The sequence below is a fragment of the Asaia sp. BMEF1 genome, from assembly GCF_051628905.1.
Taxonomy (GTDB): Bacteria; Pseudomonadota; Alphaproteobacteria; order Acetobacterales; family Acetobacteraceae; genus Asaia.
The window spans coordinates 2,998,173-3,019,942 of the sequence record NZ_CP157575.1 but is presented as its reverse complement, the minus strand read 5'-3'; the positions used below and the strand labels follow the sequence as shown (position 1 = coordinate 3,019,942).

Below are 21,770 nucleotides of genomic sequence, written 5' to 3'. Positions count from 1 at the left end.
GTTCACCCAGAGTTTGCACTTTGTCATGCAATGCAACGTAAGGGACGCGCCGGGGTTGAGCGCGGCACCGTGTTTTCCCTTCTGAATCCATGAGATCGCAGTCGGGGATGGAAGCCGGACGGCAGAGGCGACGATGTCAGGCGGCGCTGATCCCCTGCTTTATCAGCCAGTCATGCATCTTGCTGTTGGTGCGCCCGAAGGAGAGCGGCGTTACGCTCACATGATTGGCTGCGATGGCCGCTGTTTCGGTGCCTTCGTCGTCGCCTGCATGATCGCGCTTGAGGTGCAGCCAGTGATAGGCGGAACGGCGCATATCGTCGCGCGTCACCACCTCGATATCACGCAGAAAGCCCCGCCCCTGTGTCGTGGTTTTCAGTGGTTTCGCCTCTTCCGGCGTACAGGCCGGAAAATTGACGTTGAGACAGGCTTGCTCCGGCAAAGGCTGCCGCGCGAGGGTCGCGATGACCTCAGGGGCGAGTGCGCGGGCCGTTTCCCACGGCACCTGTTTGCCTTTGCCATAGGTCTGGCTGAGCGCGATAGCGGGCAGGCCGAGCAGCATGGCCGTCATGGCAGCACCTACCGTGCCGGAAAACACGGTTTCCACCCCCAGATTGGCACCACGATTGATCCCCGAGAGAACCAGAGTGGGCAGGGCGTCGCGCAAAATATGGCGCGTGGCGATGGCAACGCAATCGCCCGGCGTACCGTTCACAGCAAAGCGCCTCGGGCCATGCTGATGCACGCGTAGCGGATCGTGCAGGCTGAGCGCATGGGAAATGCCGCTCTGATCCTGAGAGGGGGCCACAATCCACACGTCGTCGCTGAGTTGCGATGCGACCTCGTGCAGGACGGCAAGACCCGGCGCGTCGATGCCATCGTCATTGGTCAGCAAGACGCGCTGGAACAGGGAACCGGTCATCCAGAAAACTCCTTCATCCGACAACAGAGACGGCTGAAACATAAAAGAAAACCCGGCGCAAAGGCCGGGTTTTCTCAATCAACCGTCACAAGACGAAACGGCCCGCCGGGACGCAGCCGGAGGGTCAGAAAGAGTCGTCGCCCCAGCCGCCACCACTGTCACCGCCGCCACCGCCCCAGTCGCCAGCGTCATAGCTTTGACCTGCATCCTGACCGCCGCCCGCAAACGGGTCGTTACCGGCAGCATCGCCGTAATTATTGTTGATGATGGTCTCACCACCACCGAAGCCACCGGCGCCCGTATCGTGATGACCGGAAAACAGCCCTTCGATCGCGTTAGCGGCAAGCATACCGCCTGCAACACCCGTTGCAGTCGTCAGGGCCGAACCAAGGAAACCCGTACCACGCTGCTGGAACATGCCGGGCGAGTAGCCAGGCGGCAGATTGGCCTGCGGCGGCGGGGCATAACCCTGGCCATATCCCTGCTGCGGCTGCGCACCCCAGCCAGGCGGCGGCCCGGCCTGCTGCTGGCGGTTGGCACCGCCGCCAAACAACCCGCCGAACAGGCCGCCACCGCCCTGCGGGCGCTGCTGTTGCGCCTGCTGGAGCTGCGACTGGGCCTGCTGAAGCTGGAATTCGAGCTGGCGGATGCGGTTTTGCGCCTCGGCCAACGCCACTTCCTGCACGACAGCCATCTGGGTCACGCGATAGCGGGCTTCAGGATATTTCTGGAAATTGTCAGAAATCCAGCGATCCGCTTCAGGATCGACCGGAGGCAGATTGGCCGGGGCCTGAGAGCCGCCGAACCCGCTATTAGGCGCGCCGCCGACACGGGCGACGAACTGCGAAATAAGATCACGCTCTTGCTGGTTCATGGGGATGACTCTCCATCCGGTCAAAATGAATACGCAGTATAATGTGGTCGGAGGCCGAAAGAGTTGCAAGTGGTCCGTCTTCAAGGTCGGCAAATCCCGGTTCGTCCGACCCGCATGCTCATTATGCGACACGTTACATCCCATCGGAAGTCCGGGCGGAAGTGGAAAGCCGCTCTTGGCAGCAGCGCAATGCCATGAGGCGCTCTGGAGCTGCGCCCCTAGTCGCTTTACAAGCCCTTCTGATGACAGGAGTTCATGGACGATGATCGACATACAGCCATTGGCGATATTGCGCGAAATCCATCGTACCGGCAGCCTGACCCTGGCCGCCGAGCAGCTTTGCCTGACGCAATCTGCCGTCAGCCATGCCATTCGCCGGTTCGAGGGCCGTCACAACGTCAAACTGCTCGAGCGCGAAGGACACAAGCTCCGTTTCACGCTGGCCGGAGAGTATCTTCTCGGCCTCGCACAGCGCGTGCTGCCGCAGCTCGAACATGGCGCGGGCGTACTCGAGGACTACGCACGTGGCCGTCGTGGGTCGATCCGTATCGGTATGGAATGTCACCCCTGTCAGGACTGGCTGATGCAGGTGGTCGATCCCTTTCTCGCAGCCTGGCCCGACGTGGAGCTGGACGTCACCACAGCCTTCCAGTTCGGGGGGCTGAGCGCGCTTCTGGGACATGAAATCGATATTCTCGTCACCCCCGATCCAATCGAGCGGATCGAACTCGAATTCACGCCCGTCTTCGATTACGAGCTGGTTCTGGCTGTGGCCGAAACCCATCCTTTTGCCCTGAAACACCATGTCGAGCCCAAGGATCTCACGACCGAGACCCTGATCACCTATCCTGTCTCACGCGAACGGCTCGACATCTATACGCGGTTTCTCGTCCCCGCCCACGCCCTGCCGCGCCGACACCGCACGGTGGAAACCACCGACCTCATGCTGCGCCTTGTCGCCTCGGGACGGGCCGTCAGCGCCACGCCTGACTGGCTGTTGCGTAAGGTGAAAGGCGTTAAAGGGGTGAGAATCGGAGATGGCATTCTGAAATCCATCCATCTCGGGCATCGTGCGGGAGCAGCCCCACCTTATCTGGACGGGTTCATCAGCCTCGCTGCCAGCGTCAAAATCTGATTTTCCTGAGCCATGCGACGATTTCTGACCAGGCTCTCCTGTGCAGGAAAAACGGGACTGAACGACGGCGCGCAATGGCCACCGGCAATGGCGCCACCATAACATGACATCGAGTCATGTTATGTCGATTTATAATCATTTGTCTTCATGTTGGTTCCCGCAGGATAACCGGGGCTCGTTCGCTCCGCGCGGCGACCTGAAGAACGTGGCGCGGGAAACAGGATCCAGAAGAGGATACCCGCCCAACATGACCCAAGATTTTGTTTTTACGGTCAAAAGCCTTCGCTTCGACGAGACCTATACCCCTGCCCCCGGCACAAGGCTGACGACCAATTTCGCCAATCTCGCGAGAGGCGAATTCCGTCAGGAAAATCTGCGTGCAGCCCTGAGCATGATCGGCCAGCGTTTCAACGATCTTGCACGATGGGACAATCCGGAGGGGCAACGCTACGGCCTCGCGCTCGATATCATCTCCGTAGAGATGGCGATCGCTGGTTCCGACAAGAGCTTCCCGGCCATTGAACTCCTGCAGACCACCATACTCGACCACGCCACCGGCAGGCAGCTTGACGGGATCGTGGGTAATAACTTCTCGTCCTATGTGCGCGATTACGATTTCAGCGTGCTCCTACCCGAGCATAATCGCGGGCGTGACGGCTTTTCCGTGCCGGATGATTTCGGCGTGCTGCATGGCAGGATCTTTCAGGCCTTCGTCGCTTCCGAGAGTTACGCCAGCCGCTTCACGAAGCGTCCCGTGATCTGTCTGAGCGTGTCGGAAAACAAGATCTATACCCGCACCATCAATCAGCACCCCGTGCTGGGTGTCGAATACGCGCCCAACGAGACCTCACTGACCGAGCGCTATTTCGGCAAGATGGGCCTGCGGGTGCGCTATTTCATGCCGCACGGCGCAAAAGCACCTCTGGCTTTCTATTTCTTCGGCGATCTGCTGAACGACTATACCCCGCTCGAACTGATCAGCACGATCAGCACGATGGAGACATTCCAGCGCATCTATCGCCCGGAAATCTACAACGCAAATTCAGCCGCTGCCGCACGCTACAAGCCCAGTCTAAAACAAAGCGATTTCTCGAATACGCGCGTCGTTTACGACCGCGAAGAGCGTACGCGTCTCGCGATCGAGCAGGGAAAATTCGCGGGCGAGCATTTCATTGCGCCTCACAAATCCCTTCTCGATCAGTGGACAACCCGGCACGCAGCCTGAGCTGCCTGCCCCACATCCGCTTCAATATCCTGACCCGAATTTTTCCGGAAAACCACGCCTCATGACCAAGCTTCTTCCAACCGCCACCGCGGGCAGCCTGCCCAAACCCTCATGGCTCGCCGAGCCGGAGAAACTCTGGTCTCCCTGGAAAATGGAAGGGGCAGCCCTCACCGAGGCCAAGCAGGACGCGCTGCGCGTGTCTCTGCTGGAGCAGCAGGAAGCCGGGATCGATATCGTCAGCGATGGCGAGCAGACGCGCCAGCATTTCGTGACGACGTTCATCGAGCATCTTGCGGGTGTCGATTTCGAAAAGCGCGAGACGGTCACCATACGTAATCGCTATGAGGCCAGCGTACCAACCGTCGTCAGTGCCGTCGCGCGCGAGAAGCCCGTTTTCGTCGAAGATGCGAAATTTCTGCGTAAACAGACGAAAGCCCCGATCAAATGGGCGCTCCCCGGACCGATGACGATGATCGATACGCTGTACGATGCCCATTACAAGAGCCGTGAGAAACTGGCCTGGGAATTTGCCGCCATCCTCAACGCCGAGGCGAGAGAACTGGAGGAGGCCGGCGTCGATATCATCCAGTTCGACGAACCCGCCTTCAATGTGTTCTTCGACGAGGTGAATGACTGGGGCATTGCGACGCTGGAACGCGCCATTGAAGGGCTCACATGCCAAACCGCCGTGCATATCTGCTACGGCTACGGCATCAAGGCCAATACGGACTGGAAGAAGACGCTCGGCCATGAATGGCGCCAGTATGAGCGCATTTTTCCGAAGCTTCAGACCTCAGCGATCGACCTGGTCTCGCTCGAATGCCAGAACTCGCACGTACCGATGGAACTGATCGAGCTGCTGCGTGGCAAGAAGGTGATGGTGGGCGCCATCGACGTAGCCAGCAACCGGATCGAAACGCCGGACGAGGTTGCCGAGACGCTCCGCAAGGCGCTGCGTTATGTCGATGCGGAGAATCTCTGCCCCTGCACCAATTGCGGCATGGCGCCGCTTTCGCGCAATGTGGCGAGAGGCAAGCTCAACGCGCTGGCGGCGGGGGCTGAGATCGTGCGCAGGGAGCTGGTCTGTTCCTGACAGTCATCGCCTTAAAGAGCCTGATCTCAACGGCGCGCAGGCAAGCTCCGCTGCTTAAAGGGACTCTGCTTACGTGGCTTTCGACCTTGACGGACCAGAATCTACAGCTGGCTGGGAACGAACACGTCATTCACGCAGCGGCGTCGATGCGCCGCGGGCGTCAGGCCTGTCAGCCGAATGAACAGTTTTCGAAACGCATCCGGGTTCTGATAGCCGATTTCATAGGCAATCTGATCTACAGACATTGCTGTTGTCTCGAGCAGTGCGCGCGCCCGTTCCACAGCCAGATGTTGTCGGTAATCGCGAGGTGAAAGCCCAGTTGCCTTGCGGAAGCGACGTAGAAGCGTGCGTTCCTCGAGGCCTGCCATCTGAGCCATATCACGCACGGAGGCGAAGCCTCCCGCGCTCGTGCGCAACCAGTGCACGAGCTTCTGCACCTGCGGATCATCGAACGTCACAGAAAGGGGGAGACGCCGATAGGGCCTTTGAGAGACGCGTGGCGGATCGAGCATCATGAACCTAGCGGTCTCATGCATAATCCAAGTCCCGAGCCATCGCTCGATCAGTCTCAACGCCATGTCGGGCCAGGACATGATACCGGCCGTGGTTACTACATCAATGTCCTCAACAAAAAGGCGTTCAGAGTGCACACGGACATCGGGCCGAAGCCTACTCAGGCGCTCCGTCTGACTCCAGTGAACGGTAACGTTACGACCGTCCAATACGCCTGCGTGTGCGAGAAGAAAGCTACCCGCGCAAATGCCCGCCAGGACCGTACCGGCATCACGACATCCCTTGAGCCATATCTCCAGCTCCGGTGTCAGGAACTCCTCAGGGCGTGCAGTCAAAGTCGGAGGCACAATCACAGCCGCAGGGTGAACAGCTAGAGTCTCTTTAATCCGAGAACCCGAGAACGGGACGATACAACGCCTTACCGTCAGTTTTTGCCGGCCGGACCCATCCCCATCCGTGGCGAGCCTTACTGCAGTGCGAAATAGATCTTCAAGACCATGCAGGGCGGCAATCTGGGCACCGGGATACTCCAGAAGCACGACATCAATCGAACCGAGGGTCATAAAATGTCCGATTACACACTTATTATGTCGTTTCAGACAGTAGGGGAGAGCGTTTTCCGCGTCTAGCCTGCCGGGACTACCAATAACGACGCAAAAGGAGAGAAGATATGTCCAGGCAAGCACTGGTGATCGTCGATTTTCAAAACGATTATCTGCCTGACGGACGCATGCCGCTAGAGGGCATTCAGGAAGCCATCGACCAGGCCTCGACACTTCTCGCAGCAACCCGTCTCGCCGATATCCCGGTTGTGCATGTCCGGCATGAATTTGCCGCAGACGACGCGCCGTTTTTCGCGCCCGGCACCGCAGGGGCCGCGATCATCGACGCGCTGGGTCCCGAACCGCATGAACGGGTGTTCCTCAAGCGCCATCCCAACGCTTTTCGTGACACTGGTCTTCACGCGTTTCTCGGCGGTGAAGAGATAAAGTCGCTCCTGATTATCGGAGCCATGAGTCATGTCTGTATAGATGCAACCGTGCGAGCCGCTGTGGATCTGGGCTACGATGTGACCGTGGCCCATGACGCAGTCGCGACGCGTGCGCTGACGTTCGGCGAAACGACAGTTCCTGCAACTCACGTACACGCTGCGTTCATGTCAGCTCTCGCATTTGCCTATGCACATGTCGTTCGGGTCCAGGACTTGCTGCGCGCTGATAAGTGAAAGCGTGTCCTGATCCAGTGACCGAGAAATATTACCAATCTCTCTCGCTCAAAACCTGGCGATTAGTGGGTAACGATCCCGTTTCGTCGCCTCCTTCCTGAGCTGAAGGCAGTGCTGAACAGAAGGGGTCACCAGAGGAAAATAGGCGCATTTTTTTTATTTGGGACGGCTCTTTTTCCTCATGAGCAGCAGGGGAGCTTCTTGATCAAGAACGTTACCCGATGCGTCGAAAGATCTCTGATGAGAACCTCTCGAAAATTCGCCCGCCCGCCTGCGATTGGCTTGTTTCCGTCATCGGGGTAGAACGGATCGACTGAACAAGACCGGAGCCTCGATCCTTGACCCCCTTGCCCGAAAACGGCGGACGCCCCCTTTCCTTCCAGGATCTGATCCTGCGCCTGCATCAGTTCTGGTCGGCACAGGGCTGCGCCCTGCTTCAGCCTTATGACACCGAACTGGGTGCAGGGACGCTCTCGCCGCATACGACGCTGCGGGCATTGGGGCGCAAGCCGTGGAAGGCCGCCTATGTGCAGCCTTGCCGCAGGCCTTCGGACGGGCGCTATGGCGAGAACCCGAACCGGCTTCAGCATTACTACCAGTATCAGGTGCTGCTCAAGCCAACACCGGAAGACAGCCAGCGCCTGCTGCTCGACAGCTATCGTGCCATCGGCATCGACCCGGAAAAGCACGATATCCGCTTTGTGGAAGATGACTGGGAAAATCCGACCATCGGCGCCTGGGGTCTGGGCTGGGAAGTCTGGTGCGACGGGATGGAAGTGACGCAGTTCACCTATTTCCAGCAGGTCGGCGGCATTCCGACTGTCATGCCCTCGACCGAATTGACCTACGGGCTCGAGCGTTTGGCCATGTATGTGCAGGGCGTCGAGAACGTCTATGACCTCGATTTCAACGGTCAGGGTCTCAAATATGGCGATGTCTTCCTGCGTGCCGAGCAGGATTATTCGCGTCATAATTTCGAGCTGGCCGATACTGATATGCTGATGCGCCATTTCCGCGATGCCGAAGCGGAATCCGTGCGTCTGGCAGAAGCTGGCGTGGCCCAGCCCGCCTATGACCAGTGCGTCAAGGCGAGCCATCTGTTCAACCTGCTCGATTCACGCGGTGTCATCTCGGTATCCGAGCGCGCTTCCTATATCGGCCGCGTGCGCACCCTCGCAAAGCTGTGCTGCGAAACCTGGCTTGCTGGCGACGAGGAGTCGAAATAATGGCCGAATTCCTTCTCGTTCTCGATTGCGAGGAAATTCCTGCCCGTATGCAGGAGAGCGCCGGTCAGGATCTGGCACGTCTCGTTTCAGAGGCGCTGGCGCCGCTTTCGCCACGCGACGTCACGCCGTTCTGGGGCGCCAGACGGATTGGCGTCAGCCTTCAGATCGACGGGCAGATTGCTGAATCCACCCAGTCGGAACGTGGCCCCCGCGAGAGCGCGCCCGAACAGGCACTCGCCGGTTTCCTGCGCAAGCATGGCGCTGAACGTGATGCTCTGGTTCTGGAAAACGGCTTCTGGGTGCTTAATCGCACATTGCCTGCCATCGGCGCCGCGCAGCAGATTGCCGAAACCATCCCGGCCCTGCTCTGGCGCTTCCCCTGGCCGAAATCCATGCGCTGGGGCCATGGCAGCGCCTTTACCTGGGTGCGCCCGCTTCGCCGCGTGATCTGCCTGCTCGATGGTGCGCTCGTGCCCTTCAGTCTGGCTACCGAGACTGACGATGCCCATGGGCTCGTTTCCGGCACACAGACCGCTGGCCATCGCTTCATGGCGCCGGAGCCTTTCGAGGTCACTTCTTTCGGGCAGCTCAAAAGCGCGCTGTTTGCGCGCAAGGTCGTGCTCGACCCGGCGCAGCGTCTGTCGATCATCCGGGACGGGTTGCAGGCTCAGGCAGACAAGGCGGGTCTGACACTCGTTCAGGACGACAAGCTGGTCGAGGAAGTTTCAGGGCTGGCCGAGTGGCCGGTTGTTCTTCTGGGCCGTATCGACGACGCCTATATGGATCTGCCGCCTGAAGTGATGCAGGTCTCGATGCGTATCAACCAGCGCTATTTCGCCCTGCGCAGCGCGGATGGCACGGCGGCACCGCATTTTGCTTTCATTGCCAATATGGATTTCGCCGATGGGGGCGCCCTGACCATTGCAGGCAATGAGCGCGTGCTGCGCGCCCGTTTTGCCGATGCCCGCCATTTCTGGGATCTGGACCGCAAGACGAAGCTTGTCGAGCGTGTAGCTGCGCTCGATGGCGTGACCTTTCATGCCAAGCTTGGCAGCCAGGGCGCGCGCGTACAGCGTATCGTGGCGCTGGCAGGTATCGTGGCCAAGGCCATGGGGCTTGATGAGACGGCACAAAAACAGGCGCAGCGCGCCGCCCTTCTGGCCAAGGCCGATCTGACGACGGGCATGGTTGGGGAATTCCCCGAGCTTCAGGGTGTGATGGGCGGCTATTATGCCCGCCATGACAATGAAGGCGATGCCGTTTCTGACGCTGTGGCAGAGCATTACATGCCACGCGGTCTGAATGACGAGACGCCACGCGCCCCGGTATCGATCGCTGTGGCGCTGGCCGACCGTCTGGATCTGCTGACGGCCTTCTTTGCCATGGGCGAAACGCCGAGCGGATCGGGAGACCCCTATGCGCTGCGTCGTGCGGCTTTGGGCATTATTCGCATCATTCGCGATAACGGGCTGCGTCTCGACCTGACGACGCTGATCGCCCAGGCTGCGCAGAACCTGCCGGAGAACCTGCGTGATGGCGGCGAACTCGCGGCTTTGCCCGGCTTCCTGGCCGAGCGTCTGCGCGTTCAGTTGCGTAGCGAAGGCGAACGCCACGACATTCTGGCCGCCGTGCTGGCCGGTGGACTGGATGGCGATCTGGTGCGTCTGCTGGCCCGCACGGCAGCCCTCGCCGATATGGTCGGCACGGATGACGGGCGTAATCTGCTGGCGGCAGGCAAGCGCGCGGCCAATATCCTGCGCATCGAAAACCGCAAGGATGGCCCGCATCAGGGCGCGCCTGATCACGCGCTTTACGTGCAGGATGAGGAACGCGCTCTGGGCGAGGCGCTGGCCTCAGCACAAACGGCCATTCATGCGGCTCTTGAGCAGGAGCGTTTTGCGGAAGCCATGATCGCGGCAGCGTCCCTGCGCCCCGTGCTCGATCGGTTCTTCGAGGTCGTGACGGTCAACGATCCTGATCCTGCCCGCCGTCTCAACCGCCTGCGCCTGCTGGCGCAGATCGGCGAGACCCTGACCGAAATCGCCGATTTCAGCCAGATCGAAGGCTGAGGCTCAGCGCCCCACCGTTTCACCCGGTGGGGCAAGCCCGTGACCGACCAGACTGGCATTCTGATAAGCCGGGCCGAATTGCCCGATGGATGCCCCGGTGACGGGGTCGTGCCCAGGCCGGCCCTCGCCCAGAGGCAGAAACTGCTTCGCAAAATCGACGATTTTCCCGGCTGTCGTGCGACGTGTCGCAGGGGCGGCCATGGCGCGGGGTAGCGGCGCGGGCTCCCAGTGAACAGCTCCTGACGGTAAGGGCGTCTTCGAGGGTGTGGGCGTCGCGGTTGACGGCATCTCGAGATGCAAGGGAAGCACGGTCGAAAAACCGCGCGCGAGACAGATCGTCGTGCCTGCCGGACCACTGCCGAGCAAGAGTGCCGCGAGCACGAGGCGCCGTTTGCATTCTCCCATCGCATCGCCCTTCGCCAGTGAGATCGTTATCGGAACCACAATCGAAGCCCGATGCAACCAAAAGCAAACAGAGACGACGAATTTGTGTCCCGGCTGCGATCAGGGCTACCTTTCGCCAGCTCCTTCCGCCTGGACGGAAATACGTGCTCTCAGATCGTCCAGCAGCCAGCTTCCCGCCCGGCCCAACGCGCGATCGCGCATGGTCGCGGCATAAATGCGCCGTGGCGCTGGCGCGTCGGGGTCGTCATCGACAATGTCGATCTTCACCAGCCTGCCCTCGCGTAGCGGTGCCTCGACGAGATAATCGGGCATACGACACCAGCCCAGACCGCCGAGAAGGAAGTCGAAGCGCCGCCCCAATTCGACAAAACGCCATCGCTTAGGGCTCAGCACACCGTAACTCGGCCCGTCCGGGGCTGACGGGTTCGAGAGAACGAGCTGGACATGCTCCGCCAGATCGGCGCGCGTCACAGGCCGCCCGAGACGGGCTAGTTCGTGGCTGGCAGACACGACCGGCACAAGCACCACATCGCAGACAGGTACCGCGATCAGATCTTCAGGGACGCCGAAAAGCAGCACGCAGAGCGCGAGAGACGCATCGCCCTGGCGTAGACGACGCTCGGCGCCACCCAGCCCTTCGGTCGAGAAGCTGACGGGGAGATGGGGAAACCGCTCCTTCAACGCGTGCAGGCTTTCCATGAACGCGCCTGTCGGCACGAGGGGGTCGATCGCCACGGCCAATTCCGGCTCGACTCCCTCCCTGATTGCGGCTGTCAGAGCTTCGAACTGCGCCGCGCCCGACAGCACACGCCGCGCCTGCCCCACCAGAACCCGCCCCATTTCCGTCAGGGCGGGCTTATGGCCCGAGCGGTCGAATAGAGTAACGCCCTGCGTGGCTTCGAGCGTTGCGATGGCCTGGCTGATGGCCGATTGCGCCCGGTTCAGCCTGCGTCCGGCAGCAGAAAAACTGCCGGTTTCCTCGATCGTGACCAGCACACGAAGCTGATCGAGGGAAAGCGTTCCCAGCATCCATCACCCCGTACGATAGAATCGATCGGTTTTTTATCTCTGATCGCGACAGATAAGACAGGATAGGCTCGCTCTCATGCAACCGAGTTTCTTCATCAATCATGGCGGTGGGCCATGTTTCTTTCTCGAGCCAGGCCCGATGCGCCGCGCCTGGTCGCCGCTCGAAACCTATCTTGCAGGGTTCGCGTCGGCGCTGCCAGGGCGACCGGATGCCCTGCTGGTCATTTCCGGCCATTGGGAAGGCAGGGTGCCACGTATCCATTTCGGCACGTCGCCATCGCTTCTCTACGATTATGGCGGGTTTCCGCCCCATACCTATGCACTGGAATGGCCTGCGCCGGGCAGCCCCACCCTTGCCGCCCGTGTCGCAACACTACTCGACGATGCCGGTATCGAGACCGAGCGCGAAATGACACGCGGCTGGGATCATGGGGTCTTCGTACCGCTTAAAATCGCCTTTCCAGATGCGGATATTCCCGTGGTTCAGCTTTCGCTGCGGCAGGATCTCGATCCTGAGGCGCATCTCGCTCTTGGCCGCGCACTCGCGCCATTGCGGGCGGAGAACGTGCTGATCATCGGCAGTGGCCAGTCCTATCACAATATTGGCGGGTTTTTCTCGGGCGCAACGTCCGATCCGGCTGCGGAGTCTTTCGATCGCTGGTTGCAGGCAGCGATGAGGGACCCTTCCACACGCGAGCAGGCATTACGCGACTGGCGCCACGCCCCCGGTGCCCGCGCCGCCCATCCTCGCGAAGAGCATCTTCTGCCCCTGATGGTCGCCGCTGGTGCCGCGACAGGGGAAGCAGCCTATCTCGATTTCGCCGGTACGGTGCTCGGCAAGCCGCTCTCGGGCTACCGTTTCGGCTAGCCTCGCATTCAATAGAATAATTCGATTGTTCCGAGCATATCAATCAATTGGAACGATTTAGGATACTGCCCGATACTCGGCCTCACAGAAAGAAGTGAGGCTGATCATGACAGAGATCCACGATATCGCGATCATTGGCGGCGGTGCGAGCGCCACGCTGCTGGCCTGGAATTTGCGCCACCGGCACAGCCGGGGCTGCGTCGTGATCGATCCGGGCCCGCAGCCTGCCCTGGGTCTCGCCTATGGCACGCGCAGCGTCGAAAACCTGCTCAACGTACCTGCAAGCGGGATGAGCGCCCTCGCCGATGAGGCCGGGCATTTTCTTGGCTGGCTGAGACGCAAGATCGCCCCTGAGATCGGGGCAGGTGCTTTCATCCCGCGCGCCATTTATGGGCTCTATCTTCAGGATCTGTTTCGTCAGGCAGCGCCGCTGCATATCAGGGCGCGGGTCGAACGCTGTGCGCCAGACGCCGACATCACCACGCTGCATCTCGATGACGGGCGCTGCCTGCGCGCGCGCCATGTCGTTCTGGCACTCGGCCATTTTGCGCCGCCGCTCCTGCCCGGCATTCCCGCCGACCTTCTGGAAAGCGGTTGCTATCACCATCAGGTCTGGGCAGGTGGGGTTATCGAGGCCATCAAACCGACCGACCCTGTGCTGCTGATTGGCAGCGGCCTGACGGCGGTCGACCAGATCATGCAGCTTCGTGCGGCGGGTCATTCTGGCAAGATCACCATTATTTCCCGCCACGCCCAGTTTCCCAGTCGTCATGCACCGGCACCGAAACTCGATGCGCCTGTCATCGCACCGGGTGCCTGCGCGCCGCGCTGCACCGCCTATCTGCACCTGTTCAATGCCGCGCTGAAGCAGGGCATTCCGTGGCGCGCCTGTATCGACAGCCTGCGTTCTGTCACCAATCAGCTCTGGGCCGCCTTGCCCCCGCAGGAGCGCGCGCGGTTCCGGCGTCATCTGCAAAGACGCTGGGACGTGGTGCGTCACCGCATGGCACCGCGCATTGCCGAGGCGCTCGATGCCGGTCTGGCGAGCGGTACGCTTTCGCTGCGCGCCGGGCATTTGCAGAAAATCGAGGCGGTGGCTGACGGGTTGCGCGTGACAGTCAGGTATCATGACCGGATCGAAATTCTTCATGCTGCCCATGTGCTCAACTGCACGGGGCCGAGCCTGCGCTACGACAGGGTGAATTCCCCCGTTCTTCGCGATCTGCTCGACAGGAAATTTGCCCGGACGGGTCAGGGCGGCGCAGGGCTGGATACGACGGAACGGGGGCAGCTTGTCGCGTCGGACGGCACGGCGCGGCAGGCGCTCTATACCCTTGGCCCCGCCCGTCAGGGCACGTTGTTCGAGTCTATCGCCATTCCCGAAATACGCGGTCAGGCCTATGATCTTGCGACGACACTCGATGGGCTTCTGACCCAGGCCCCACTTCAGGATCTGTGCGCATGATAAGCCGGTATACCGACCACGCCGCCAATGAGCGCACGTTTCTTGCCTGGGTGCGTACGGCGCTCGCCATGGTGGCGATCGGCTGCATGCTTGCCAAGTTCAACATCTTTCTGCGGCTGATCGGCTCAGAGCATCATGACGGCATGCCCACCCTGCCCGGGTCTTCGGCCTGGGTGGGGGTGCTGACGATCTGCGCCGGGCTTCTGTTGCTGCCTGCAAGCTGGTGGCGTTTTCGCAAGGTCAAAGCCGCCCTCTCCTCGGAGGAGCCGAGAGAAATCGCGCTCAACGGGCTGGAAGGGCTGTTCTGCCTGTTTCTCTCCCTGCTTGTCGGCGCCATTTTGCTGTCGCTTCTGGGCGTGCTGCCGTCATGACGCTCGAGCAGCTTCGCATTTTCATCGCCGTGGCAGAGAGGCAGCATATGACCCGCGCCTCTGAGGCGCTGGCTCTGACGCAATCGGCTGTAAGCCATGCCATCATGACTCTTGAAAACAGCTTCGGCATCAGGCTTTTCGACCGCGTGGGGCGCCGCATTCTGCTTACCGAAGCAGGGCGTGTCTTTCTGCAGGAGGCACGGGCCGTGCAGGCGCGTGCGCTGGCGGCGCGCGAATGTCTGGAGGATCTCGGCAGTTTGCGCACGGGCAGGCTGCATGTCTGGGCCAGCCAGACACTGGCGAGCTACTGGCTGCCTGCGCGGCTCAACCGTTTTGCGGCCCTTCATCCCGAGGTGACGCTCGGCATGACCATCAGCAATACGGAGGAGATCTGTGCGCAGCTTGCCGCAGGAACGATCGGCTTCGGCCTGATCGAAGGAGTTGCAACCGGCTCGTTTCTGGAAACCGAAATCCTCGCCCGCGATCAGCTCTTGCTCGTGGTGAGCCCCGAACACGCCTGGGCGCAGACCCCGCCCGAAGCGAGCGCCCTCACAGAAACGCCGTGGGTCCTGCGGGAAAAAGGGTCTGGCACACGGGCGAGCTTCGAAACCGCCCTAGAAGGATGGGGGATCGCCCCTGAAAGCCTCGACATCGTCATGGAACTGACCTCGAACGAGGCCATCGCCACCATGATCAGCACGGGACGTGCAGCTACGGTTCTTTCAGCCAGTGTGGTCTCGGGCCTGATCGAAAACGGACTGCTCTGCCCTGTCTCCATGCCTTTTCCCGAGCGGCATTTCGCTCTGGCCCTCGGCGCTCGCAGCCTCTCTCCTGCCGAGCAGGCCTTTTGCACGCTTCTGCGTGACGGAGGGCCCCGGACGGGCTGAGATAATCAGGTCAGCCAGACGAGACGAACGGGACGGCCCGGGCTGACATGAACCAGCGCGTTTTGGCCGAAAATCCGAGCCAGAACACGCGCCTTGGCCAAGGGCAATGCAACCGCAAAAAAAGGCTCTGACCAGCCTCGCCAGCGCCCCTCACCGTTCAACACCGACGCCCTGCCGAGACGTGCGCGCAGATGCTGCATGAGACGGGCGTTCTGGGTATCGGACAGACGAAGCCCGCTCGGATTGCAGGCGCCGATCAGGACGAGAGGCTGCCCTTCGAAGGGCCAGCATATTGGTCGAGCGCCGATGCTTAAAACTATCGAACCGATCGCATAGCTCGTTTGACGATAGGCTTTTCTAGCGGCTGGCGTCGGCGGTCTGATACGGCTCATCTTGGCGGTTTTTCAGAGATCGTCACGCACCGCAGGGAGATCGCGATCATTGCGATGCACCCAGGAGGAAAGCAGCAGGCCGAAGCCGAACATCATGGTCAGCATGGCCGAGCCACCATAGGAGATAAGCGGCAGAGGCACGCCACCGACCGGGATCACCCCCATGACCATCGACAGATTGACGGCGCAGTAGAGAAAGAAATCCACCGAAATACCCAGCGCCAGAAGACGTCCGAACTGGTTTCGGCTGCGCATGGACATGAGCATCCCGCCCACCACCAGCAAGGCCAACAGACCGATGACCGACACGGCCCCCGCATAGCCCCATTCCTCACCGATCATGGTAAAAATGAAATCGGTCTGTTTCTCGGGCAGAAAGTTCAGCTGGCCCTGCGTGCCACGCAGATAGCCCTCGCCCCACATCCCGCCCGAACCGAGGGCGATCTTGGACTGGATGATGTTATATCCGGCCCCGAGCGGATCATGTTCAGGATGCAGGAACGTGTCGATACGCGCCTTCTGGTAATCATGCAGATGGGCATAGACAAACTTGCCCAGAAACGGCACTGGCGCGACAAGCAGGGCGATCTGCCACAAGCGCATACCGGCGGCAAAGAACATCGTCGCACCGATCAGCCCGATAATGACCGCCGTGCCGAGATTGGGCTCTTTCAGCACAAGCCCTACAGGAATGAGCGTCAGCAGCGCGGGCGGGATCAGACGCAGCGGGTTACCCATGCGCTTGTTGTCGATACGGTGGAACCAGCTCGCCAGTGCCAGAACCAGAGCGATCTTCGCGAATTCGGAAGGCTGGAACTGTAACCCGGCAAGGTTGATCCAGCGTTCTGCGCCCTTACCCACATGGCCCATATGCAGCACCAGAGCGAGCAGGGTGACCGCCCCCAGATAGACCGGAATGGAAAGCAGACGCAGCAGGCGCGGGCTGGTAAGCGCCACAGTGATCATCATCACCAGACCGAAGCCAAAGCGCACCATTTGCGGGCGCGCGAAGGGCTTCGCCGAGCCGCCACCGGCAGAATAAAGCGCGAGATAGCCCACTCCGGCCAAGGCACAGATCAGCAGAACGTAGAGCCAGTTGATCTGAAGCAGCTTGCCCAGAAGCCGGAAACTCGGCTCCGGGCGCCAGAGGCGTTTTTGCCAGTTCACTATTCGGCGTCCGCGACGGCCTGACCGGGGGCATGGTCGTGATTGACCGGGTCACGCAAAAGCGTATCCGTCATGATATCGCGTGCCAGAGGGGCTGCGGCATCGGCGCCGCCATTGCCATGCTCGATGACCACCGCAATCGCATAGCGTGGCGCATCATAGGGCGCAAAGCAGATGAAGAGCGCGTGGGGACGCTCCTCCCATGGCAGATTCATCGAGTTGAAGTGGCCGCTTTCTCGCAGGGCGCGTGAGACGCGTCGCACCTGAGCCGAGCCTGTCTTGCCTGCCATCGCGATATCGGGAAGGCTCAGCCTGGCCTTGGGGGCCGTACCGCGCGGGGCATTGACCACATCGAACATGCCCTGTCGAATGACCGAGAGATGGGCATCGGGAATTTCGAGGGCGGGTGCGGCATCGAGCGGCGTATGGTCTGAATCGCGCTCATTGATCTTGCGCACCAGATGCGGCGTGACATTGCGCCCCGAGGCAATGCGCGACACATAGGTCGCAAGTTCGAGCGGTGTTACCTGCACGAAGCCTTGGCCGATACCGGCATTGACCGTGTCGCCGCCATTCCAGTGAAAGCCGTGTTTCTGGCGCCATTCCGGCGTGGGGATGACACCGGCACGGGTATGGGGCAGCTCGATATCGAGCTTGGTGCCCAGACCGAAACCATTCGCCATGGCCTTGATGGGCTCCATGCCGATCTTGCGCGCCGCCAGATAGAAATAGACGTCGCAGCTATACATGAGAGCCTGCTGCATGGTGATGCTGCCATGACCCCAGCGCGACCAGCAATGGAAGCGCACCCCGCCCATGTCGTAATAGCCGGGGCAGGTAAAGCGGTCCTGCGGACTGACGAGACCGGATTGCAGTGCCGCGAGCGCCACGGCGGGCTTGAAGGTGGAGCCCGGCGGATAGACACCGGCGACCGTCTTGTTGATAAGCGGCGTGCGAACGTTATTGGTCCACTCGATCCATTGTGCGTGGCTCACACCTGAATCGAAGAGAGACGGGTCGAAAGACGGCGTGCTGACCATGGCCAGCACCTCGCCATTGCGGCAATCCATGACTACAACGCTTGCCGCCTGATCGCCGATGCGGTTGAGCACCATCTGCTGCAGACCGGCATCGATTGTCAGAACAACCTCATCACCCTGCTGCCCGTCGATGCGATCCATCTCGCCCATGACCCGGCCCTTGGAATTGACTTCCATTTCGACCGAGCCGGGCTCGCCGCGCAAAAGCAGATCCTGCGTCTGTTCGATGCCCGCGCGACCGGCCCGCATACCAGGCAACGCCATCATCGGGGTCGAGGCGACATCGCGCTCATTGGGGGGGGCGACATAGCCGACGATATGCGCCAGCTGCGGCCCGTAGGGATAAAGCCGCGTCGTACCGACATCGATAAGCACACCGGGCAGGCTCGGCGCGTTGAGCTCGATACGCGCCATGTCGTCCCAGCTCAGGAAGTCCTTAAGCGCGACGGGCACATATTTGCGTATATGGCGCAGATCGCGCTCGATACGGGCCTGATCGCGCTCATCCAGCGCGATAATCTGGCCGAAACGCGCGATGGTTGCATGAATATCGGTCGTCTCCTCAGGCATGAGGAGCGCGCGCCAGTTGACCTTGTTACCCGCAAGTTGCAGGCCGAAACGATCGACGATCTGCCCGCGTGCCGGGGCCAGAAGCCGCTTGCTCGTGCGGTTGCGGGCTGCGAGATCGCGCAGATGGTCGCCGTCATGCACCTGCAGGTCGTAGAGCTTCTTGCCAAGAACGCCCAGAACGCCCGCCTGGGTCGCCAGAACCAGCAGCGCACGGCGGGTAAAGACGCCGCGTGAAGGGGTGATCTCATCGCGCTTGGCGCGCATCCGCGATGGATTACGGGACCGGGAGGATTTATCGCGCCTGAACTTCATTGCGCGATGACAATCCCGCATCGCGCTCCGGTCATGGCTGCGCGTTCGCCTGTCGGGCGTCCATCAGGAAGCACTGCGCTGCGACGGAACATCATGCTCAAAACCGGGCCTTCAGGCTTGTTCAGGGTCTGCCACCGTGCGACGCGCCCATACAAACAGGGCGCTCAATGTCGGATAGATACCAATAGTCACCGCTGCCTGAAAGAGACTCGGCACCGGAGACATCATTGCCAACGTCCCGATACACGCGATGATCCATCCGAACAACGACAAAACAAGGGCGAGCCCACCCAGTAAAGCCCAGCCGAACAGAAAGCTGATACGACTGAGCCCGTAGCGCCACAGATGCGCCACGCCATGAAAGACAAGCAGGGAAAACACGAACACGCCCGGCGGTCCGAAGCTCAGCACCTCGCAGACGAGTCCCACACAGAAGGTCATGAGCGGCGTCATGGATTGCGGCCTGTGCGCAGACCAGAAAAACACCGTACTCGACGCAATGCCGAAACACAGCTCGTTCTGGCCAGGAATGCCAAGACCTGCGGAAAGGATGAGCGCGCAGAGTACGATAAACAGCGACGGCAGCAACGCCCGCATGAGCTGATCGAGACGACGACGCAGCGTGGCGCGGGGCGCGATGCCGGGGTGACTATCGGGGTTGTGACGGTGACCGACCATGACCTAGCCCTGCCCCTTTGTCGGCTTCTGGAACGGCACGAAAGGCAGTTCTGGTGCGACAGGCATTGGCGGCATCAATCTGACGCGACCGGGCGCCTCAGGCCCCGCGTGATCGGCACTCATATAGTCGAAGACACGGATGATATCGGGATGATCGAGAGAGGCTTCCGGCACGACCACGGGTGTGCCGGGGCGCAGATAATGCACCGTTCCCACGACGAGCCCACCCGGCATACCGGCAAAAGCCCCGTGCTCATGACCGTCAGGTGCGGGCTGCTCACCCGTGACCACACGCTCGCCCTCAACGGGGCGATTATCCTGCGCGTAATAGATAAGCCTCGGATAAGGCGAGCCATCGCCTGCCATGATGGCGTTGCCGCGTGATGCCGTCAGCATGACCGGAATACGGCTCGCATCGTCATTGATCATCAGGATGCGCACTGTGCGTGCGCCCGTCTCGGTAACGCGACCGAGCACACCCGAGGCATCGAGCGCGACATCGCCCGGCACGATATTATGGTTGTCGCCAACCGCCAGAAGGACCGAGCGGCCGTACAGCCCGCCCGCATCGCGCAGCGCGTGACCGCTGACAAAATTAGGCGCGTTATCGGGGATCCAGTGCAGACTGGCCTTTAGCTGGGCGTTTTCATCAGCGAGTGCGACAGCTACGTCATACCAGCGCCGCAGCTTCTGGTTTTCGGCGCGCAGACGGGCATTCTCGCCGGCAATGTCGGTCAGCCCCGTGACCGTCTGACGCAAATGCGCAAAAGCTGTCTCTGGCGCTGCCATAAGCTGATAGGCGGGAGCGAGGCCGTCAGCCAGCGTTATACGCAGGGAGTCGACGGCCTGACGTCGTGTCAGGCCGAGCATGATAAGGCCGATCGCCAGCACGAAAAAGAACGGCAGCATCAGCTTTGCGAGTGCGTGTCGCCCCTGAATCGACAGCATCGACCGGATGCTCCCTGGTTATCAGTACATCGAGATCAGGACGTTCCGCAGACGGCGCATCTCTTCGAGCGCACGCCCCGTACCAAGCGCCACGCAGGAAAGCGGCGATTCACCTACCGTCACCGGCAGACCCGTCGCATTGCGCAGCACGTCATCGAGACGATAAAGCAATGCGCCGCCACCGGTCAGCACGATGCCCTTATCGACAATATCGGCAGCCAGTTCGGGCGGCGTGTTTTCGAGTGCCGTGGTTACGGCATCGACGATCTGCTGCACCGGCTCGGCGAGACTTTCAGCCACCTGGGCCTGGCTCACCAGGATCTCGCGCGGCACGCCGTTAATGAGGTCTCGCCCCTTCACTTCCTTGATCGGGCCGGGATCGCGCGGATCGTCGGGCAGGCAGGCGGAACCGATTTCCATTTTCACGCGCTCTGCTGAGCTTTCGCCGATCAGCAGATTGAACGTCTTGCGGATGTAGGAAATGATCGCGTCATCCATCTTGTCGCCGCCGACACGCACCGAACGCGCATAGACGATACCGCCAAGAGAAATAACCGCCACTTCGGTCGTGCCGCCGCCGATATCGACAATCATGCTGCCGGAAGGTTCGGTTACGGGAAGACCGGCGCCGATAGCCGCCGCCATAGGCTCTTCGATCAGCATCACCTTGCGCGCACCGGCGCTCTCGGCGCTTTCCTGAATGGCGCGACGCTCGACCGCCGTGGAGCCTGACGGAACACAGACGATGATCTGCGGGCTGGCGAAAGCGCGACGGTTATGCACCTTGCGGATGAAATGCTTGATCATTTCCTCCGCGACCTCGAAATCGGCGATCACGCCATCGCGCAGCGGGCGAATGGCCGTAATATTGCCCGGGGTGCGCCCGACCATCAGCTTGGCTTCGTCGCCAACCGCCAGAACCTGCTTCTTGCCACGCACTTCAGCGATGGCGACCACAGAGGGTTCGTCAAGAACGATGCCGCGTCCCTTGACGTAAACGAGCGTGTTGGCGGTGCCGAGGTCGATAGCCATGTCTGCCGACATGAGACCCAGCAGACGTGAGAACATTCAAGCCTCCTGGCCGAAAGATTTGCGCGCGCGGGTTGCAATCCGCTCCGCCCCGCGCGGTGGCTCCTTCGACAGTCGAAGTAAGGAAACCAGCTTACAGAGAGGAGCATGACGCGAGATATTCTGGCGCAGGGCTTACCGGTGCCGCGATTGGGGAGCAAGTCCCGATAAGGGAAAATAGCAGTTTAATGACCAAAAAGGCATTGCACGGAAACGTGCGTCGAAACGCTCCCTGAGCGTCGGTTACCTTTGGTTACAAACCATCCAAAACCGGCCATAGTGGCGCCATGC

Annotated in this window: 21 protein-coding genes; 10 read left to right on the top strand and 11 right to left on the bottom strand. The window is 61.0% G+C overall.

Going from position 1 to position 21,770, the window contains the following annotated elements; translation table 11 throughout:
- Positions 1–136: 136 nt before the first annotated feature.
- Positions 137–919, bottom strand: coding sequence for a 5'/3'-nucleotidase SurE (surE, locus tag ABHV46_RS13480; protein WP_438381884.1), 783 nt, complete (start codon positions 917–919; stop codon positions 137–139).
- A gap of 124 nt (positions 920–1,043) precedes the next feature.
- A complete protein-coding gene (locus tag ABHV46_RS13475; RefSeq protein ID WP_438381882.1) occupies positions 1,044–1,793 on the bottom strand; it encodes a DUF2076 domain-containing protein in 750 nt (249 codons plus the stop codon).
- A gap of 262 nt (positions 1,794–2,055) precedes the next feature.
- Here ABHV46_RS13475 and ABHV46_RS13470 point away from each other — a divergent pair, with 262 nt between their 5' ends.
- The 3 genes from ABHV46_RS13470 (at position 2,056) to ABHV46_RS13460 (ending at position 5,246) form a co-directional block, all read left to right on the top strand.
- On the top strand, positions 2,056–2,928 hold the full coding sequence (locus ABHV46_RS13470) for a LysR family transcriptional regulator (protein ID WP_438381881.1): 873 nt from the start codon (positions 2,056–2,058) through the stop codon (positions 2,926–2,928).
- Between the two features lie 247 nt (positions 2,929–3,175).
- The gene (locus ABHV46_RS13465) at positions 3,176–4,153 is read left to right on the top strand and encodes a putative oxygenase MesX (RefSeq protein WP_438381879.1); all 978 of its coding nucleotides are present in this window, start codon (positions 3,176–3,178) and stop codon (positions 4,151–4,153) included.
- 61 nt (positions 4,154–4,214) lie between these two features.
- On the top strand, positions 4,215–5,246 hold the full coding sequence (locus ABHV46_RS13460; RefSeq protein ID WP_438381878.1) for a methionine synthase: 1,032 nt from the start codon (positions 4,215–4,217) through the stop codon (positions 5,244–5,246).
- A gap of 101 nt (positions 5,247–5,347) precedes the next feature.
- On the opposite strand, the gene ABHV46_RS13455 is transcribed toward ABHV46_RS13460, so the two are convergent.
- The gene (locus tag ABHV46_RS13455; RefSeq protein ID WP_438381877.1) at positions 5,348–6,322 is read right to left on the bottom strand and encodes a GlxA family transcriptional regulator; all 975 of its coding nucleotides are present in this window, start codon (positions 6,320–6,322) and stop codon (positions 5,348–5,350) included.
- Positions 6,323–6,429: 107 nt separating this feature from the next.
- Here ABHV46_RS13455 and ABHV46_RS13450 point away from each other — a divergent pair, with 107 nt between their 5' ends.
- The 3 genes from ABHV46_RS13450 to glyS all read left to right on the top strand — a co-directional run bounded on the left by ABHV46_RS13450 (position 6,430) and on the right by glyS (position 10,279).
- Positions 6,430–6,984 carry a cysteine hydrolase family protein gene (locus ABHV46_RS13450; RefSeq protein ID WP_438381876.1) on the top strand — a complete coding sequence of 185 codons (555 nt, stop codon included), beginning with the start codon at positions 6,430–6,432 and terminating at the stop codon, positions 6,982–6,984.
- Between the two features lie 338 nt (positions 6,985–7,322).
- Positions 7,323–8,210: a glycine--tRNA ligase subunit alpha gene (locus ABHV46_RS13445; RefSeq protein ID WP_035442833.1), complete on the top strand. Its 888-nt coding sequence runs from the start codon at positions 7,323–7,325 to the stop codon at positions 8,208–8,210.
- Complete coding sequence (glyS, locus tag ABHV46_RS13440) at positions 8,210–10,279, top strand: glycine--tRNA ligase subunit beta (protein WP_438381875.1); 2,070 nt, start codon at positions 8,210–8,212, stop codon at positions 10,277–10,279. The genes ABHV46_RS13445 and glyS overlap by 1 nt, the downstream gene beginning before the upstream one ends.
- 3 nt (positions 10,280–10,282) lie before the next feature.
- Here the strand turns inward: glyS and ABHV46_RS13435 are convergent, their stop codons facing one another.
- Together ABHV46_RS13435 and ABHV46_RS13430 are read right to left on the bottom strand one after the other, a co-directional pair.
- A complete protein-coding gene (locus ABHV46_RS13435; RefSeq protein ID WP_438381874.1) occupies positions 10,283–10,684 on the bottom strand; it encodes a hypothetical protein in 402 nt (133 codons plus the stop codon).
- A gap of 105 nt (positions 10,685–10,789) precedes the next feature.
- A complete protein-coding gene (locus tag ABHV46_RS13430) occupies positions 10,790–11,713 on the bottom strand; it encodes a LysR family transcriptional regulator (RefSeq protein WP_438381873.1) in 924 nt (307 codons plus the stop codon).
- A gap of 76 nt (positions 11,714–11,789) precedes the next feature.
- Here ABHV46_RS13430 and ABHV46_RS13425 point away from each other — a divergent pair, with 76 nt between their 5' ends.
- The 4 genes from ABHV46_RS13425 (at position 11,790) to ABHV46_RS13410 (ending at position 15,304) form a co-directional block, all read left to right on the top strand.
- A complete protein-coding gene (locus ABHV46_RS13425) occupies positions 11,790–12,581 on the top strand; it encodes a DODA-type extradiol aromatic ring-opening family dioxygenase (RefSeq protein ID WP_438381872.1) in 792 nt (263 codons plus the stop codon).
- A 106-nt stretch (positions 12,582–12,687) separates the two neighbouring features.
- On the top strand, positions 12,688–14,046 hold the full coding sequence (locus ABHV46_RS13420) for an FAD/NAD(P)-binding protein (protein WP_438381871.1): 1,359 nt from the start codon (positions 12,688–12,690) through the stop codon (positions 14,044–14,046).
- Positions 14,043–14,417 (top strand): YidH family protein, encoded by a 375-nt coding sequence (locus ABHV46_RS13415; RefSeq protein WP_438381870.1) that lies wholly within the window; start codon positions 14,043–14,045, stop codon positions 14,415–14,417. The genes ABHV46_RS13420 and ABHV46_RS13415 overlap by 4 nt, the downstream gene beginning before the upstream one ends.
- Before the next feature lie 47 nt (positions 14,418–14,464).
- Complete coding sequence (locus ABHV46_RS13410) at positions 14,465–15,304, top strand: LysR family transcriptional regulator (RefSeq protein WP_438381869.1); 840 nt, start codon at positions 14,465–14,467, stop codon at positions 15,302–15,304.
- A 5-nt stretch (positions 15,305–15,309) separates the two neighbouring features.
- Here ABHV46_RS13410 and ABHV46_RS13405 read toward each other — a convergent pair whose 3' ends face one another.
- The 6 genes from ABHV46_RS13405 to ABHV46_RS13380 form a co-directional block, all read right to left on the bottom strand.
- Entirely contained in the window at positions 15,310–15,696 is a 387-nt protein-coding gene (locus ABHV46_RS13405; RefSeq protein ID WP_438381868.1) for a DUF3293 domain-containing protein, read from the bottom strand.
- 12 nt (positions 15,697–15,708) lie between these two features.
- Positions 15,709–16,863 (bottom strand): rod shape-determining protein RodA, encoded by a 1,155-nt coding sequence (rodA, locus tag ABHV46_RS13400; protein ID WP_438381866.1) that lies wholly within the window; start codon positions 16,861–16,863, stop codon positions 15,709–15,711.
- Positions 16,863–18,785 (bottom strand): penicillin-binding protein 2, encoded by a 1,923-nt coding sequence (mrdA, locus tag ABHV46_RS13395; protein ID WP_438381865.1) that lies wholly within the window; start codon positions 18,783–18,785, stop codon positions 16,863–16,865. The genes rodA and mrdA overlap by 1 nt, the downstream gene beginning before the upstream one ends.
- 111 nt (positions 18,786–18,896) lie before the next feature.
- Positions 18,897–19,463 (bottom strand): hypothetical protein, encoded by a 567-nt coding sequence (locus tag ABHV46_RS13390; protein ID WP_438381864.1) that lies wholly within the window; start codon positions 19,461–19,463, stop codon positions 18,897–18,899.
- Positions 19,464–19,466: 3 nt separating this feature from the next.
- Entirely contained in the window at positions 19,467–20,411 is a 945-nt protein-coding gene (gene mreC, locus ABHV46_RS13385; RefSeq protein WP_438381862.1) for a rod shape-determining protein MreC, read from the bottom strand.
- Between the two features lie 21 nt (positions 20,412–20,432).
- On the bottom strand, positions 20,433–21,479 hold the full coding sequence (locus ABHV46_RS13380) for a rod shape-determining protein (RefSeq protein WP_336946566.1): 1,047 nt from the start codon (positions 21,477–21,479) through the stop codon (positions 20,433–20,435).
- Between the last annotated feature and the right edge of the window lie 291 nt (positions 21,480–21,770).

Excerpts from the sequence above, each read along its gene's own strand:
- surE (WP_438381884.1), bottom strand. The coding sequence starts at position 919 with ATGACCGGTTCCCTGTTCCAGCGCGTCTTGCTGACCAATGACGATGGC.
- ABHV46_RS13475 (WP_438381882.1), bottom strand. The coding sequence starts at position 1,793 with ATGAACCAGCAAGAGCGTGATCTTATTTCGCAGTTCGTCGCCCGTGTC.
- ABHV46_RS13470 (WP_438381881.1), top strand. The coding sequence starts at position 2,056 with ATGATCGACATACAGCCATTGGCGATATTGCGCGAAATCCATCGTACC.
- ABHV46_RS13465 (WP_438381879.1), top strand. The coding sequence starts at position 3,176 with ATGACCCAAGATTTTGTTTTTACGGTCAAAAGCCTTCGCTTCGACGAG.
- ABHV46_RS13460 (WP_438381878.1), top strand. The coding sequence starts at position 4,215 with ATGACCAAGCTTCTTCCAACCGCCACCGCGGGCAGCCTGCCCAAACCC.
- ABHV46_RS13455 (WP_438381877.1), bottom strand. The coding sequence starts at position 6,322 with ATGACCCTCGGTTCGATTGATGTCGTGCTTCTGGAGTATCCCGGTGCC.
- ABHV46_RS13450 (WP_438381876.1), top strand. The coding sequence starts at position 6,430 with ATGTCCAGGCAAGCACTGGTGATCGTCGATTTTCAAAACGATTATCTG.
- glyS (WP_438381875.1), top strand. The coding sequence starts at position 8,210 with ATGGCCGAATTCCTTCTCGTTCTCGATTGCGAGGAAATTCCTGCCCGT.
- ABHV46_RS13435 (WP_438381874.1), bottom strand. The coding sequence starts at position 10,684 with ATGGGAGAATGCAAACGGCGCCTCGTGCTCGCGGCACTCTTGCTCGGC.
- ABHV46_RS13430 (WP_438381873.1), bottom strand. The coding sequence starts at position 11,713 with ATGCTGGGAACGCTTTCCCTCGATCAGCTTCGTGTGCTGGTCACGATC.
- ABHV46_RS13425 (WP_438381872.1), top strand. The coding sequence starts at position 11,790 with ATGCAACCGAGTTTCTTCATCAATCATGGCGGTGGGCCATGTTTCTTT.
- ABHV46_RS13420 (WP_438381871.1), top strand. The coding sequence starts at position 12,688 with ATGACAGAGATCCACGATATCGCGATCATTGGCGGCGGTGCGAGCGCC.
- ABHV46_RS13415 (WP_438381870.1), top strand. The coding sequence starts at position 14,043 with ATGATAAGCCGGTATACCGACCACGCCGCCAATGAGCGCACGTTTCTT.
- ABHV46_RS13410 (WP_438381869.1), top strand. The coding sequence starts at position 14,465 with ATGACCCGCGCCTCTGAGGCGCTGGCTCTGACGCAATCGGCTGTAAGC.
- ABHV46_RS13405 (WP_438381868.1), bottom strand. The coding sequence starts at position 15,696 with ATGAGCCGTATCAGACCGCCGACGCCAGCCGCTAGAAAAGCCTATCGT.
- mrdA (WP_438381865.1), bottom strand. The coding sequence starts at position 18,785 with ATGAAGTTCAGGCGCGATAAATCCTCCCGGTCCCGTAATCCATCGCGG.
- ABHV46_RS13390 (WP_438381864.1), bottom strand. The coding sequence starts at position 19,463 with ATGGTCGGTCACCGTCACAACCCCGATAGTCACCCCGGCATCGCGCCC.
- mreC (WP_438381862.1), bottom strand. The coding sequence starts at position 20,411 with ATGCTGTCGATTCAGGGGCGACACGCACTCGCAAAGCTGATGCTGCCG.
- ABHV46_RS13380 (WP_336946566.1), bottom strand. The coding sequence starts at position 21,479 with ATGTTCTCACGTCTGCTGGGTCTCATGTCGGCAGACATGGCTATCGAC.